Source organism: Streptomyces beijiangensis (genome assembly GCF_017315755.1).
Lineage (GTDB): Bacteria > Actinomycetota > Actinomycetes > Streptomycetales > Streptomycetaceae > Streptomyces > Streptomyces beijiangensis.
Genome location: NZ_JAFLRJ010000266.1, coordinates 1 through 13,085, shown reverse-complemented (window position 1 = coordinate 13,085; position 13,085 = coordinate 1). Strand labels below are relative to the sequence as shown.

General features: G+C 69.7%; 13 protein-coding genes and 1 pseudogene. 10 read left to right on the top strand and 4 right to left on the bottom strand.

What is annotated here, in order from left to right; genetic code table 11:
- On the top strand, positions 1-809 hold an 809-nt coding region (locus J0695_RS26175), incomplete at its 5' end, for a BBE domain-containing protein (RefSeq protein WP_206965909.1).
- Positions 810-828: 19 nt separating this feature from the next.
- On the opposite strand, the gene J0695_RS26170 is transcribed toward J0695_RS26175, so the two are convergent.
- The 3 genes from J0695_RS26170 to J0695_RS26160 all read right to left on the bottom strand — a co-directional run bounded on the left by J0695_RS26170 (position 829) and on the right by J0695_RS26160 (position 3,437).
- A complete protein-coding gene (locus J0695_RS26170; protein WP_206965908.1) occupies positions 829-1,527 on the bottom strand; it encodes a phosphatase PAP2 family protein in 699 nt (232 codons plus the stop codon).
- 216 nt (positions 1,528-1,743) lie between these two features.
- Positions 1,744-2,424: an NAD(P)H-binding protein gene (locus J0695_RS26165; protein WP_206965905.1), complete on the bottom strand. Its 681-nt coding sequence runs from the start codon at positions 2,422-2,424 to the stop codon at positions 1,744-1,746.
- Positions 2,421-3,437 carry a C40 family peptidase gene (locus J0695_RS26160; RefSeq protein WP_372445828.1) on the bottom strand — a complete coding sequence of 339 codons (1,017 nt, stop codon included), beginning with the start codon at positions 3,435-3,437 and terminating at the stop codon, positions 2,421-2,423. Before J0695_RS26160 ends, J0695_RS26165 begins: the two co-directional genes overlap by 4 nt.
- 136 nt (positions 3,438-3,573) lie before the next feature.
- Here J0695_RS26160 and J0695_RS26155 point away from each other — a divergent pair, with 136 nt between their 5' ends.
- Positions 3,574-3,831, top strand: a complete 258-nt coding sequence (locus J0695_RS26155) for a DUF397 domain-containing protein (RefSeq protein WP_206965901.1) — start codon at positions 3,574-3,576, stop codon at positions 3,829-3,831.
- A gap of 4 nt (positions 3,832-3,835) precedes the next feature.
- On the opposite strand, the gene J0695_RS26150 is transcribed toward J0695_RS26155, so the two are convergent.
- A complete protein-coding gene (locus J0695_RS26150; protein ID WP_206965899.1) occupies positions 3,836-4,669 on the bottom strand; it encodes an MOSC domain-containing protein in 834 nt (277 codons plus the stop codon).
- Positions 4,670-4,850: 181 nt separating this feature from the next.
- Here J0695_RS26150 and J0695_RS26145 point away from each other — a divergent pair, with 181 nt between their 5' ends.
- The 8 genes and pseudogenes from J0695_RS26145 to J0695_RS44165 form a co-directional block, all read left to right on the top strand.
- Positions 4,851-5,837, top strand: coding sequence for an aldo/keto reductase (locus J0695_RS26145; RefSeq protein ID WP_206965897.1), 987 nt, complete (start codon positions 4,851-4,853; stop codon positions 5,835-5,837).
- 34 nt (positions 5,838-5,871) lie between these two features.
- Positions 5,872-7,002 carry a hypothetical protein gene (locus J0695_RS26140; RefSeq protein WP_206965896.1) on the top strand — a complete coding sequence of 377 codons (1,131 nt, stop codon included), beginning with the start codon at positions 5,872-5,874 and terminating at the stop codon, positions 7,000-7,002.
- A 7-nt stretch (positions 7,003-7,009) separates the two neighbouring features.
- Positions 7,010-7,318 (top strand): DUF8827 family protein, encoded by a 309-nt coding sequence (locus J0695_RS26135; protein ID WP_206965911.1) that lies wholly within the window; start codon positions 7,010-7,012, stop codon positions 7,316-7,318.
- Positions 7,319-7,388: 70 nt separating this feature from the next.
- A complete protein-coding gene (locus J0695_RS26130) occupies positions 7,389-8,207 on the top strand; it encodes a DUF8175 domain-containg protein (protein ID WP_206965894.1) in 819 nt (272 codons plus the stop codon).
- Entirely contained in the window at positions 8,197-9,534 is a 1,338-nt protein-coding gene (locus J0695_RS26125) for a hypothetical protein (RefSeq protein WP_206965892.1), read from the top strand. The genes J0695_RS26130 and J0695_RS26125 overlap by 11 nt, the downstream gene beginning before the upstream one ends.
- Positions 9,531-11,081, top strand: coding sequence for an SCO6880 family protein (locus J0695_RS26120; protein WP_206965890.1), 1,551 nt, complete (start codon positions 9,531-9,533; stop codon positions 11,079-11,081). Before J0695_RS26125 ends, J0695_RS26120 begins: the two co-directional genes overlap by 4 nt.
- A 13-nt stretch (positions 11,082-11,094) precedes the next feature.
- Positions 11,095-12,513, top strand: coding sequence for an ATP-binding protein (locus J0695_RS26115; protein WP_206965888.1), 1,419 nt, complete (start codon positions 11,095-11,097; stop codon positions 12,511-12,513).
- Between the two features lies 1 nt (position 12,514).
- Positions 12,515-13,085: pseudogene (locus J0695_RS44165) on the top strand (type VI secretion protein); the annotation flags it as partial.

Sequence of the window (13,085 nt, the reverse complement as noted above, 5' to 3'; positions counted from 1 at the left end):
CCGCCCCGCAGACCGTCGGCGCCTATCTCAGCTGGCCCTGGTCGAAGGCTGCGGCCGTCCTCGCCGCCTGGCAGGAGTGGGGCCCCGACCAGCCCGACGAGATCTGGTCGTCCGCACATCTGGAGTCGGCTGCCGGCGGCCGCAACCCGACGGTCTCGGTGGCCACCTTCTCGCTCGGTACGTACTCGGACCTGCAGAACGCCGTCGACCGCCTGGCCGACCGGGCGGGCTCGCCCGCCTCCTCCGTATCGCTGCGCCGACGCGGTTACAAGGAAGCGATGCTCGTGTACGCGGGCTGCGCGAGTTTCTCCGAGGACCAGTGCCACCTCCCCGGCGCCACCCCCGGCCGCACCTCCCAGGGCGCGCTCCAGCGCGAGACGTATTCCGCGGCGTCCGACTTCTACGACCGCTCGATCCCGGCGGCCGGCCTCGCCGCGCTCCTCGCCCGCGCCGAGGCGTTCGCCTCGCAATCCGCGGGTGGCGGCTCCATCGCGCTCACCGCGCTCGGCGGCGCGATCAACCGTGTCGACCCGTCCGCGACGGCCTTCGTCCACCGCCGTTCGCGCATGCTGGCGCAGTACATCGCCTCGTGGCGCCCGGGCAGTTCAGGATCGGCCCAGCAGAACTGGCTGAAAGACACCCACGCCACCATGCGCCCTTACGCGTCCGGTGCGGCCTACCAGAACTACACGGACCCCACCCTCACCGACTGGCGCACGGCCTACTTCGGCGACGCGGCCACCCGCCTCACAGCGCTCAAGAAGAAATACGACCCGGAGAAGGTCTTCAACTTCCCGCAGTCCCTGTGACCGCTTGGCCGCTGACCGTTCAGGCAGCCAGGTCGCGGCGGTCCGACTCCGGCCGCGGTTCGGGAATCGGCACCGCGGTCACTGCCACGATCCGCCGGGACTGCACCAGCAGCCCGAGCTTCTCCGACCGCGACACGGCCCGCACGACCGGCGTCAGCAGCAGACCGGCCAGGGGCGCGAGCAGCAGCGTCACGGCCGTACCGAGCGCGAATCCGCCGACGACGTCGGTCGGGTAGTGCACGCCCATGAAGACCCGGCAGAAGCCCTCGGCCATCGCGAGGCCGATCGCGAGAAGACCGAACTTCCGGTGGGTGACGAACAGTCCGGCCCCGATCGCCATCGCGATCGTGGCGTGGTCGCTCACGAACGAGAAGTCGGTCTTGCCTGCCACGAGGACGTCGATGCCCCGATGCTCGACGAACGGGCGCGGCCGCTCCACGAAGCCCCGGATCGGGATGTTCACCAGTACGGCAAGGCCCGCGGCCAGCGGCGCCCAGACAAGCGCGGCGACCGCGGCCACCGCACCTTCCCGGTCGGTCTGGCGCCTGACGGACCACCAGCACCACACGGCGACCAGGACGAGCGCGAGCAGGATTCCGTACTCGCCGACGAACTCCATCCCGCGGTCGAACCACCCGGGGGCGTCCTTCGCCAGACCGTTGATGTCGTAGAGCAGGCCGAGATCGGGGTTCGACCCATCCATCGCGAGTCCAGCCATGTGCTGCGGCCCCTTGCCTTGTCTCCACGCCGTACTCGGCTTCCACCAACCCCCGTTGGTCAGTCTCTGACGCCCAGTCTGAATCCTTCTCCGTCCAGGGAACGCCCTGGACGGCCGCGCCGTTCCACTCTCCACCGAACGATCACTATGACGTTACCGAAGAGTGACTCATCGTCGCAGCTCAGGGCCGGACCGTAACGGAGAGTTCAAGCCACGTCACACTTGCGGCCATGCTTCCGACGCCGCCTTGTTGATCTCCGGGCTGCCGAGGACGCGCTCGCCCGAACCGGCCCTCCCCGCGACCGCGAGCATCGCGCGGCCCAGGTTCTCGGTGGTGGTCACATGACGGGGGATCAGCCGCCGCAGCAGCGGGTAGAGCGGCCCTGCGACCACGTACATCGCGCGGTAGAGCCGGGTCCGCGAGGTCGCGCCGTGCAGCGCCTGGATGAAGCCGGGGCGGAACATATAGGCGTGGAAGTCCATCGCCAGCAGTGCGTTCTCCGTGCGCCCCTTGACCCGCGCCCACATCGAACGGCCGCTCTCCGTGCTGTCGGTGCCTTCGCCGGAGACATAGACGAAGGTCAGCTCCGGGTTCGGGGGGAGCGCGCGGGCCGCGGCGAGGGTGTAGTCGTACGTGATCCGCCGGTACTCCTCCTCGCGCAGGCCGACCGAGGAGACGCCCAGGCAGTAGAAGCAGGCGTCCACATCGGCGAACTCCTCCTCCAGCGAGGAGAAGTCCGAGAAGTCCCCGTGGACGACCGCGCGCAGCTTGGGATGGGTGAAGCCGAGCGGTGCGCGCACGACCGCGATCACGCTCGTCACCCGCCGGTCGAGCAGGCACTCGCGCAGGACGCCCTGGCCGACCATGCCGGTGGCCCCGAAGAGCAGAACCTTCATTCGGCTGCCCCGGCAGCTCCGGCGGCCCCGGCGGCCGACCCGACGGCCTGTGCCCCGTCCTTCGTCACGCGCGTCGCCCCGAAGTAGTCCGGTGAATCGATCTTGTCGAAGCGGATCACGGCGCCGGTGTACGGAGCGTCGATCATGTACCCGCCTCCCACGTACAGACCAACGTGGTGAATCGCGCGCGAGTTCCCGAGATCGTCCGAGAAGAACACCAGGTCACCGGGGAGCAGCTCGTTCCGCGACGGGTGCGGCCCCGCGTTGTACTGGTCGTTGGCGACACGCGGCAGCCCGATCCCCACGCTCTCGTACGCGGCCTTCGTCAGCCCCGAGCAGTCGAAGCGCCCGCCCTGGTCGGCGGTGCCGTTCCCACCCCACAGATAGGGCGTCCCCAGCTTCTGCTGCGCGTAATAGATGGCCGAGGCGGCCTGCTGGGAAGGCGCCACGCGCCCGATCGGCCTGGCGAAGCTCTTCTCCAGGCTCCGGATGATCTTGACGTAGTTCTGCGTCTCCCGGTACGGCGGGATGCCCCCGTACTTGATGACGGCGTACGCCCCCGCGTTGTAGGACGCCAGCATGTTGTCGCTCTGGTCGCCCGGCACCTTCTTCACATAGCTCGCCAGTTCGCAGTCGTACGAGGCCGCCGACGGAATGGCGTCCGCCGGATCCCAGATGTCCTTCTTGCCGTCGCCGTTCCCGTCGACCCCGTGCGTGGCCCAGGTCCCCGGGATGAATTGCGCTATCCCCCGCGCGTCGGCGGGCGACTTCGCGTCGGCCCGCCAGCCGCTCTCCTGGTACAACTGCGCGGCGAGCAGCGCCGGATTGATCGCCGGGCAGAGGTTCCCCCACTTCTGCACCAGCGGCTGGTACATCGTGGGAACGGCCCCCTTGGCCAGCCCGACCGAGCCCTTCGCCCCGCCGCCTGCGATGCCGGCCGCCGCGGAGTACGTACCGACGACGAGCAGCGCGACGAAGGCCAGGAGCAACCCGACCCCGGCCCCACCGACCACCAAGACTTTGCGCACCCCTCAACCCTCCCCCATAAGAGCCGGGTTCACCGCCTACTTCACCCGGAAGCCACCGCACGTCGCGCACCGGCCCCTCCCTTAGCCTGACCGTGTCCCCCCGTCCACACCAGGGAGAACCGTGTCCGACATCCCCGCAGACCTCGACTGGATCCGCGCCGCCCCGGAGGGCGAGGAGGGCCCAGGCCCGTGGATCGAGATCGCCTTCGGCCCCGACGACCTGGTCCATCTCCGTGAGACGAGCGACCCGGAGAATGTCGTGACCACGACGCAGAAGAAGTGGGACGCCTTCGTACTCGGCGTACAGGCGGGCGAGTTCGACCACTTCGTCGAACCGGACGGCGAGGACCCGGTGGACGGCGAGAGCCCGGCGGGCTGAGCCCTCACCCCTCCCAGCGGGTCACCTCGACCGGATCGCCGACGGCGAGCGTCCCGCCCCGCACCACCGCGGCCTTCATCCCGAAGCTGACCTTGTTGTCGTACTCCGGCTCACGCCGGTACGTGGCCAGCGTGCGGACCGGCTCAGGGCCGGCGCGGCGCCCGGTGAGCTGGTCGACGAGCGGGACGTTGCAGCGCATCGCGCGCACCGCGTACGCCAGCTCGACGGAGCCGATGGCCATGCTCCGCACCCGGTCCTCGAAGTGGGGTTCGCCGAGCCCCTCCAGCACGATGTTCGGCCGGAAACGATCGGTGCCCACGGGAGCCGCGCCCCCGCGTTCCGCGATCCGCGCATTGAGGTCGTCCAGCGAGGCGGTCGAGTGCACGGAGACGGCGTGCGCATCGGCGAATCCGACCTTCCCCGGCGTCTCGCCCCACCCCGCACGGTCGAAACCGGGCGGTACCCGCACCAGCCGCGACGCGGCCCCGAGCACCTCCGAGAACCACTCGGCCGCCGCATCCCCCTGATCGACGCCGTCCCCGACGGGCCGGTCGAAGAGGCTGACCGGTATGCGTACGCCATCGGTCTCGACGCCGACTCTGAGCTCTTCCACGCCGGGCGCGGACAGCACCAGCTTCGCGCCCCCGTCGGCCACTTCCACCCGTACGACGGCCATCCCCGGCAGCTTCCGCTGGCTGCGGAAGGACCCGTCCGCCGCGTCGACGACCATGAACGTACGGTCGTGCTCCAGCCCCGTCTCCCCCACCCGCGCCGAGGCGACCGCGATTCGCGCGCACCCCTTGACCGGGTAGACGTACAACTCCCGCACCGTGATCATTCGCCGGCGCTCCCCTCGGGCTCTCTGCTGATCGTCCGTCGACCGGCAATCGGCCCATCATGCCCAGCCCCGGGCACCGGGCGGCATGAACCCCCCTTGACTTCGAGCGCACTCCAGCATGCAGACTCCCCTTCCACCGCCCGCCAAGGGCGCTCCGCCCAGCAGCCCGGAAGGCATCCGCATGCGGTATCGCACCATCGGTCAGAACCCGGACACCCAGCGCGAAGTGAGCGTCCTGAGCCTCGGCGCGATGCGTTTCGGCACCGCCACCGACGAGGCGACCTCGTACGCGATCCTCGACCGGTACGTCGAAGCCGGCGGCACCTTCATCGACACGGCCAACAACTACGCGTTCTGGGTCAACGGCACCCAGGGCGGCGAGAGCGAGCAGCTCATCGGCCGCTGGCGCCGCAACCGGGGCATCGGTGACGAGATCACCGTCGCCACCAAGCTCGGCGGCCGCCCGAACCACGCGACGTCCACCTTCAGCAAGGACGTCGAGCGGCTCGACGCGAAGACGATCCGCGAGTCCGCCGAACGCAGCCGCGAGTACCTCGGCACGGACAAGCTGGACCTCCTCTACGCGCACATCCAGGACACCCGCGTCCCGCTCGAAGAGACCGTCGAGGGCTTCGCCGAGCTGGTCGCCGAAGGCACGGTCGGACTCCTGGGCGCCAGCAACCACTGGGCCTGGCGCATCGAGCGCGCCCGCACCCTGGCCGCCGCCGCCGGCCTCCCCGGCTACGAGGTCCTGCAGTACCACCACAGCTACCTCCGCCACCGCACCGACCAGCCCACCCTCCGCTCCCCGGACGGCAACCTGGGCGTCGTCTCCGGCGACCTGCTCAGCTACCTCCGCGAGGAGCCGTCGCTCCCCCTGGTCGCGTACTCACCGCTCCTGAACGGCAGTTACGGACGCGAGGACAAGCCCCTCGACCCCGGCTACCAGAACGCCGGCACGGCCGCCCGCCAGGCCGCCCTGGCAGAGGTCGCCGCCGAAACGGGCGCCACCCCCAACCAGGTCGTCCTCGCCTGGCTGATCGGCGGCGAGGTCCCGGTGATCCCGTTGGTCGGCGCATCCTCGGTGGCCCAGCTCGACGACAGCCTGGCCGCGGTGGACCTCGATCTCACCCCGGAGCAGCGGGCGAAGCTGGACGCCGCCAACTAGCGGCGTTGTCAGTGGTGTCCGGCACCATGTCGTCATGGGAGCCAAGAGGATCGACGCCTGGGCCGCCTTCGCCCATGTGGTCCCGGCCGAGCTGGTCGCCGACCCCCTCCTCGGCCTCCTGATCACTCCGGAGCGGGCCCGCCGGATCCTCGGCCTGCACACAGGCACCCCGCACCGCGGCATCTTCGGCCCCGCCTCCGCCGGCGGTATCGGCTGGCTCCTGGACACCCTCCAGGGCAGCGATTCGTACTGCATCACCTTCGCCCGTGACACCCACCCCAGGGAGCTGGCCCGGCGCCTGGGCGCCGACACCGCGTCCGTGCCCCCACCGCCGGGCGCCTCCCGGGCCCGCCTCCATGCGCTGTTCCGGGACCGGGACCGACCCACGGTGAACGTGGGTCCCGCCCACGGCGACTGGTCCGTCGCCGTCGAGAACAACAGCGACCGCATCGACGCGGGCGACTCCCCGCTCCCCGGCCTCACCCTCTGGGGGCAGCACTCGACCGCCCCGGCCCGCCTCGCCTGCACAGCGGAGGACGGCGAGGAGCTCTGGACCCTCACGGTCACGGCGGACGGCCCGCCGAACCGGCCGCCCGGCGGCCTGGAGCGCGGCGGCCTGGAGCGCGGCGGCAGCCAACCCGCTCTTCTGGACGACGCCTTGACGGCGACCGGGGCGCTGGACGGGGACGGCCGTTTCACCGACGTACAGAACCGCCTCAAGAGCCACCGGACCCTGGGCCCGCTCACTCTGCGGGCCGTCGAGGCCCACTTCGGCCTGGCACTCCGCCGCGAGCGCACCGCACGCGCCCTCCGGCCGGTACTCGACACCCCCCGACGGCCGAAACCGCAGCCGTCCCCGAACGGCCAGACGCTCCTCTTCATACGCCACCGGAACGCCCGAGCCCCCGCCCGTTCCTGCGACAGCGTAAAGGTGGATAACGCCAATCATTGCCCGGCGTCACCCTCCGTGATACACAGAGTGACCATACGTGTTCCCGCATACATCCGGTCGGCGTCGCAGGTCAGAGCCGTCTTCCCGGACATACGTGCGGGGATACGGGTAAAGAGAGCCACCGGACGACACACGGGGGCTGTTTCATCAGCGAAGATGGTGCGTGCCCATGCCGTGGAGCATGGGCAACGAACTACCCGACAGGGGCGGTGACTTGAACATGTACCTGGCAGCCGATAAAGGCGACATCACCACCATCATCGGCGGAATCGCCCCCAACTGGGGGCCGTTCGGGAGCCTGGGCAACGAAGCGCGGATCATGGTGGAGGTGGTGATGGCGGTCGCCATCCTGCTCTGCCTCGGTATCGCGATCTGGGGCGCGGCCAAACAACGTATCGGAGCGACAGCCCTCCGGGACACCTTCAGTGCCGAACAGGGCAAGGGACTGATCGTCGCCGGCCTCACCGGGGTCTTCATCATCGGATCACTCGGCACCCTCTTCACCATCGTGTACGGGATGGCCGTCTAACCCCCCGTCAGTGCACGACCTACCGTCGTAACTCAGCAACACAGCGAAGGGTTGAGGGGGCGTACGCGTCATGAGTCTCGGCGACGAGCGCGATCACGGCTACGACAGCGTCGGCGGCGCGGGCCAGACCCGTACCCGCCTGCCCGAGGGCGAGGGCGCGAGGCCCCCTGCGGCACGGATGTCGCGCTCGGTCGTCACGGTCGTGGCCGTGGTGGTCCTGCTCATCGCGGCTATCGCGTTCGCGAACCAGGGCGGCGGCGGGGACAACGCGTCGTCGGGCACGGACAAGAAGGCGGGCGCGAACCCTACGGCCGCGACGGGGACCAAGCCGGTGACCGGGAAGAACGGATCGATCCCGTCCGGGTACCCGAAGAGTGACCAGGGCGCCCAGTCCGCTGCCGCCAACTACGCCGTGGCACTCGTCTCCGCCGACATCCTCAAACCCGCCCGCCGCGACGACATCGTGCGCCAGGTGTTCGTCCCCGGCCAGGTCAACTCGCTGGACGCCAAGTTCGACGCTGCGTACGACAAGCAGTTCCTGGACAAGGTCGGCCTGGACGCGGACGGCAACGCGGCCCGGGGGATGACCTACGTCTCCCGCACCGCCCCTGTCGGCACGAAGACCACGCAGTTCGCGGACAGCACCGCGACCGTCGACGTCTGGTGCACCGGCGTGTTCGGCACCGCGGGGGTCGGCTCCACCAACCCGGTGACCAACGACTGGTTCACCATGACACTCAAGCTCCAGTGGGCAGACGGGGACTGGAAGGTCGAGAGCTTCTCCCAGAAGGAGGGCCCGGCCCCGGTGAACGCCGACCGGACGGCCTCCAACGCCGACGAGATCGCCAAGGCAGTCGAGCAGTTCGGAGGGTTCACGTATGCCCGGTAGCCCACGCCGCGCACTCAAGGTCGCCGGTCTGCTCGCCGCCGTACAGGCAACAGCTGTACTGCTGGCCGGCCGCGCCTTCGCAGCGCCGACGCCGTCCCCGAGCCCATCGCCCAGCAAGAACAACTGCGACCTGATCGTCGGCGAGGCCAAGGCCTACTGTCAGGGCGACAAGGGCGGCTCCACGGTCTCCCCAGGCGGCGGGACGGTGGCCGACAACACCGACCCCCTCTCCTCCCTGGCACGCGGCTGCGCGGATGCCGCCGCCTGGATCGTCACCAAGCTCTCCGACGCCGTGAAGAACACCGCCAACGTGGACTTCACCAACGCCGCCTTCCTCCGCCAGTACGCCGTCGTCTTCGCGGCCTCCACCGTCCTGACCCTGGTCCTCTGGCTCCTGGCCGTCGCCAAACGAGCCATCCGCGGCGTCCCGCTCGCCACCGCGCTCTCCGAGGCGATCGGCTTCCTCTGGCTGACCGTCATCGCCTCCGCCTTCACCCCCCTGATCCTCTACACGATCGTCTCCGCCACCGACAGCGTCACCGAGGTCATCTCGACCGCCACAGGCGGGCAGACCGACGTCTTCTTCGGCTCGTTCTCCGAGGCGCTCAAGAAAGGCACCGACATCGGCGGCGGCCCGATCATGCTGATCGTGGTCTCCCTGGTGTCGATCCTCGCGGCCGGCGTCCTCTGGCTGGAACTCGTCATCAGGGCCGCCCTCCTCTACGTCGGCGCCCTCCTCGGCACGGCCGTCTACGCGGGCCTGGTCGACAAGAACATGTGGGGCCACGTCCGCCGCTGGGCGGGCATCATGATCGCCGTGATCATGGTCAAGCCGGTGATCGTGGTGGTACTCGGCCTGGCAGGGGCGCTCTCCGGCGACAAGGGCCCCGACTCCTTCTCCGCCGTGGTCTCCGGTCTCGCGATCATCCTCCTGGCCATCTTCGCCAGCGCCATGATCTACCGCTTCGTCCCCGGCTTCGGCGACGAGATCGCCACGGCCCGTACGAGCCGCTCCAAGGCCACCGACGGCGCCCAGGCCGCAGCGGTGATCTCCTCCCCCGCCGCCCTCGTCTCCCAGGGCATCAAGACCCACTCCTCCCGTGGCAACGGCGGAGGCGGAGGCGGCAACAAGGCCGAAGGCGGCGGCGCACGCCCCACCAACCCCCTGTCCGGCGGCATGGCCGCACACAGCAGCCGTACGCCGAACAGTGGCGGCGGGGGCGGCGGCGGATCTGTCCCCTCCGCCGCACCCCCGCCCCGTAGCAACAACCCGACCAGCGGCACCCCGCACGGCAACCGCAAGAGCACAGGAGGTGGAGGGCGTTGACTTCGCAGTCCCAACAGATCGCGCCCCGCCGCACGTATCTGATCGGCCGGGCCCGCCCGTCGGCGATCGTCGGCAAGAACCGCGAGACCGGCGAGATCGCGCTGATCATCGGCGGCGCGTTCCTCGGCATGATGAGCGGCCTCATCGTGCAGGTCCTGCTCCTGCGGATCGTCTTCCTCATGGGCTTTCCGCTGATCGCCCTGGCCGCGGTGTACATCCCGTACAAGCACCGCACGTTCTACAAATGGTTCGAGATCAACCGCAGTTACAAGCGCAGTCTCCGCCGAGGCACCGGCTTCCGCGCGGGAACCATGGAGGCGGGTGTACGGGCCGACGGCCGCGAGGTCGAGATCGGCCCGCCCCCCGGCATCGGCCGCATCCACTGGCTCGCGGCGCCCTTCGGCCCCGACGAGATCGCCGTACTGCTCCACGCCGACCGCCGCACCGTCACGGCGGCCATCGAGATCGAAGGCCCGGGCGTCGGCCTGCGCGACAGCGAGGACCAGGAGGCCCTCGTCGACCGCTTCGGCACGCTCCTCAAGCACGTCGCGAACGGCGACGGCTTCGTCACCCGCCTCCAGATCCTGGCCCGTACGCTCCCCGCCGACCCCGACGCGCACGCCAAAGACGTCGCCAAACGCGGCGACACCCGCTCACCGGCATGGCTCCAGGAGTCGTACGACCAGCTCCAGTCGATGGTCTCCACCTCCAGCGAGCAGCACCGCGCCTACCTGGTCGCGTGCATGCACTACACCCGCGAACTGGCGGGCGAGGCCCATGCGATGGCGCGCGCGGCCAGCCCCGCCGCGGGCCGCAAGCTGGACAAGGACGCCGGCCTCGCGGTGGTCATGGCGCGCGAGCTCACCGACATCTGCGCGCGTCTGGCGGAAGCCGACATCCGGGTACGCCAGCCGCTCGGCCAGGGCCGGCTCGCCTCGCTCGTCCACTCGATGTACGACCCGGACCACCCGATAGACCACATCCAGGCGATGACCAAGCGCAATGCCTGGCCGGCCGAGCTGGACGCGATGGAGCCCACGTACCTCCAGGCGAAGACCCGTGAGTCCTCCACGCGCGCGCCCTGGTGCCACTCCACGGCCTGGGTGAAGGAGTGGCCGATGACCCCGGTCGGCGTCAACTTCCTTGCCCCGCTGCTGGTCCACACCCCTGACGTGATCCGTACGGTCGCGGTCTGCATGGACCTGGAGCCCACCGAGATCGCCATCGAGCGCATGCTCACGGAGAAGACGAACGACGAGGCGGAGGCATCCCGCGCCGCCAAGATGAACCGCACCGTCGACCCCCGCGACATCGCCGCCCACGGCCGCCTCGACCAGCGCGGCGAGGACCTGGCGAGCGGCGCGGCAGGCGTCAACCTGGTCGGCTACATCACGGTCTCCTCGCGCTCACCGGAAGCCCTGGCCCGCGACAAACGCACGATCAGAGCATCGGCAGGCAAGTCCTACCTCAAGCTGGAGTGGTGCGACCGCGAGCACCACCGGGCGTTCGTCAACACCTTGCCGTTCGCGACCGGCATCCGACGATAGGGGCAGTGCCGCCATGCGAGACCCACTGTCCGCCGCCACCGACGCCTTCACCGGATTCCTCTTCGGCAAGGTGGAGACGACGCGTCTTCCCGTGCGCACCTCGACAGGCCAGGCCCAGGCGGTCTATCTCCCCACCGCCGCACCCGGCCTCGGCGACTCGGGCGTGATCATCGGCCGCGAGGTCTACTCCGGCAAGGGCTACATCTACGACCCCTTCCAGCTGTACGGCCAACAGCTCCCGGCCCCCCACTGGCTGGTACTGGGCGAGTCGGGCAACGGCAAATCAGCCCTGGAAAAAACCTATGTCCTGCGCCAACTCCGCTTCCGTGACCGCCAGGTGGTGGTCCTGGACGCGCAGGGCGAAGACGGAGTGGGCGAGTGGAACCTCATCGCCCAGGAGCTGGGAATAACTCCCATCCGTCTGGACCCGATGACCGCCATGGACGGTGGCATCCGCCTCAACCCGCTGGACCCCGCGATCACCACAACGGGCCAGCTCGCGCTTCTCCGTACGATCATCGAGGTGGCGATGGGCCACGGCCTGGACGAACGCTCCGGCTTCGCCCTCAAGGTCGCGCATGCCTACGTGAACGAGACGATCGTCGAGCGCCAGCCGATCCTCACCGACATCGTGGACCAACTCCGCCATCCGGAGCCGGAGTCGGCAGAGGCGATGAACGTGGACATAGAAGACGTACGGGCCTGGGGCCTGGACGTCGCCCTGGTCCTGGACCGCCTGGTCGACGGCGACCTGCGCGGCATGTTCGACGGTCCGACCACGGTCGGCATCGACCTCGACGCCCCACTGATCGTCTTCGACCTCTCGCACATCGACCGGAACAGCATCGCGATGCCGATCCTCATGGCGATCGTCGGCGTATGGCTGGAACACACCTGGATCCGCCCGGACCGAAAGAAGCGCATCTTCCTCGTCGAAGAGGCCTGGCACATCATCAACAGCCCCTTCGTGGCCCAGCTCTTCCAGCGTCTGCTCAAGTTCGGCCGACGCCTCGGCCTGTCCTTCGTGGCGGTGGTCCACCACCTCTCGGACGTGGTGGACGGAGCGGCGGCGCGTGAGGCGGCAGCGATCCTCAAAATGGCGTCGACGCGCACGATCTACGCCCAAAAGGCAGACGAAGCCCGCGCAACGGGCCGAGTCCTGGGTCTCCCACGCTGGGCGGTGGAAATCATCCCGACCCTCACCCCCGGCATCGCGGTCTGGGACGTGAACGGCAACGTCCAGGTGGTCAAACACCTCATCACGGAGGCCGAGCGCCCCCTCTGCTTCACGGACCGCGCCATGACCGAGTCCTCGACCCCCGAGGCGGACGACGCACTCGCAGCCCAGCTGGAGTTGGAGGCAGAGGAGCGAGCAGCGCGCATGGAGCGCCAACTGAAACTCAACGACTCCCCAGAATCGACGGTGGCCTGAGGTGTCGCCCCGCACCCCCGAGACACCCCAACGGGGCGTGCCCGATGCCCTGTTGGTGGGGGTCCTGGCGTTCCTCCTGGGCCTGACCATCCTCACCTGGCTGGCCACGGGCCTGGCGGGCCTCTTCGCCAAGGGCGCGTGGCCCACAGGCGTAACGTTCACCCGCACACCGCTGGCCCTGCGCGAACTGATCCAGTCCCCACACGACCTGGCGGCGGCCTGGCCGGAAACCCCGGCGTCGCAGCTCTCGGGCTACGGCCTGTTCTGGGGCCTGCTGATCAGCGAGTTCCTGGTCCTGACGGTCCTGACGATCTTCGTCCTGGGCACGGTCACCAGATGGCGAGCAGTACGAGAAGCCCGCAAGCAGCATCCACTCCCGGAGGCCTCGATCCCCGCTCAACCGGGCTCGAGCGCTCCTGCGGACCATGACGCCCCGGTGGCGGGCCCGCAGTCGGCCGGCGGCGAAGCCGTGAGCCCGTTCCCGGGCCCGCAGCCGCCGACGGCGCCGAGCCCCCCACTGGAAGCCCCGCACCCAACTCCCCAACCTGCGCGGGTGGAGCGGGTGGGTAGCC

Coding starts and splice junctions, on each gene's coding strand:
- J0695_RS26170 (WP_206965908.1), bottom strand. CDS start 1,527: ATGGCTGGACTCGCGATGGATGGGTCGAACCCCGATCTCGGCCTGCTC.
- J0695_RS26165 (WP_206965905.1), bottom strand. CDS start 2,424: ATGAAGGTTCTGCTCTTCGGGGCCACCGGCATGGTCGGCCAGGGCGTC.
- J0695_RS26150 (WP_206965899.1), bottom strand. CDS start 4,669: ATGATCACGGTGCGGGAGTTGTACGTCTACCCGGTCAAGGGGTGCGCG.
- J0695_RS26145 (WP_206965897.1), top strand. CDS start 4,851: ATGCGGTATCGCACCATCGGTCAGAACCCGGACACCCAGCGCGAAGTG.
- J0695_RS26140 (WP_206965896.1), top strand. CDS start 5,872: ATGGGAGCCAAGAGGATCGACGCCTGGGCCGCCTTCGCCCATGTGGTC.
- J0695_RS26135 (WP_206965911.1), top strand. CDS start 7,010: ATGTACCTGGCAGCCGATAAAGGCGACATCACCACCATCATCGGCGGA.
- J0695_RS26130 (WP_206965894.1), top strand. CDS start 7,389: ATGAGTCTCGGCGACGAGCGCGATCACGGCTACGACAGCGTCGGCGGC.
- J0695_RS26125 (WP_206965892.1), top strand. CDS start 8,197: ATGCCCGGTAGCCCACGCCGCGCACTCAAGGTCGCCGGTCTGCTCGCC.
- J0695_RS26115 (WP_206965888.1), top strand. CDS start 11,095: ATGCGAGACCCACTGTCCGCCGCCACCGACGCCTTCACCGGATTCCTC.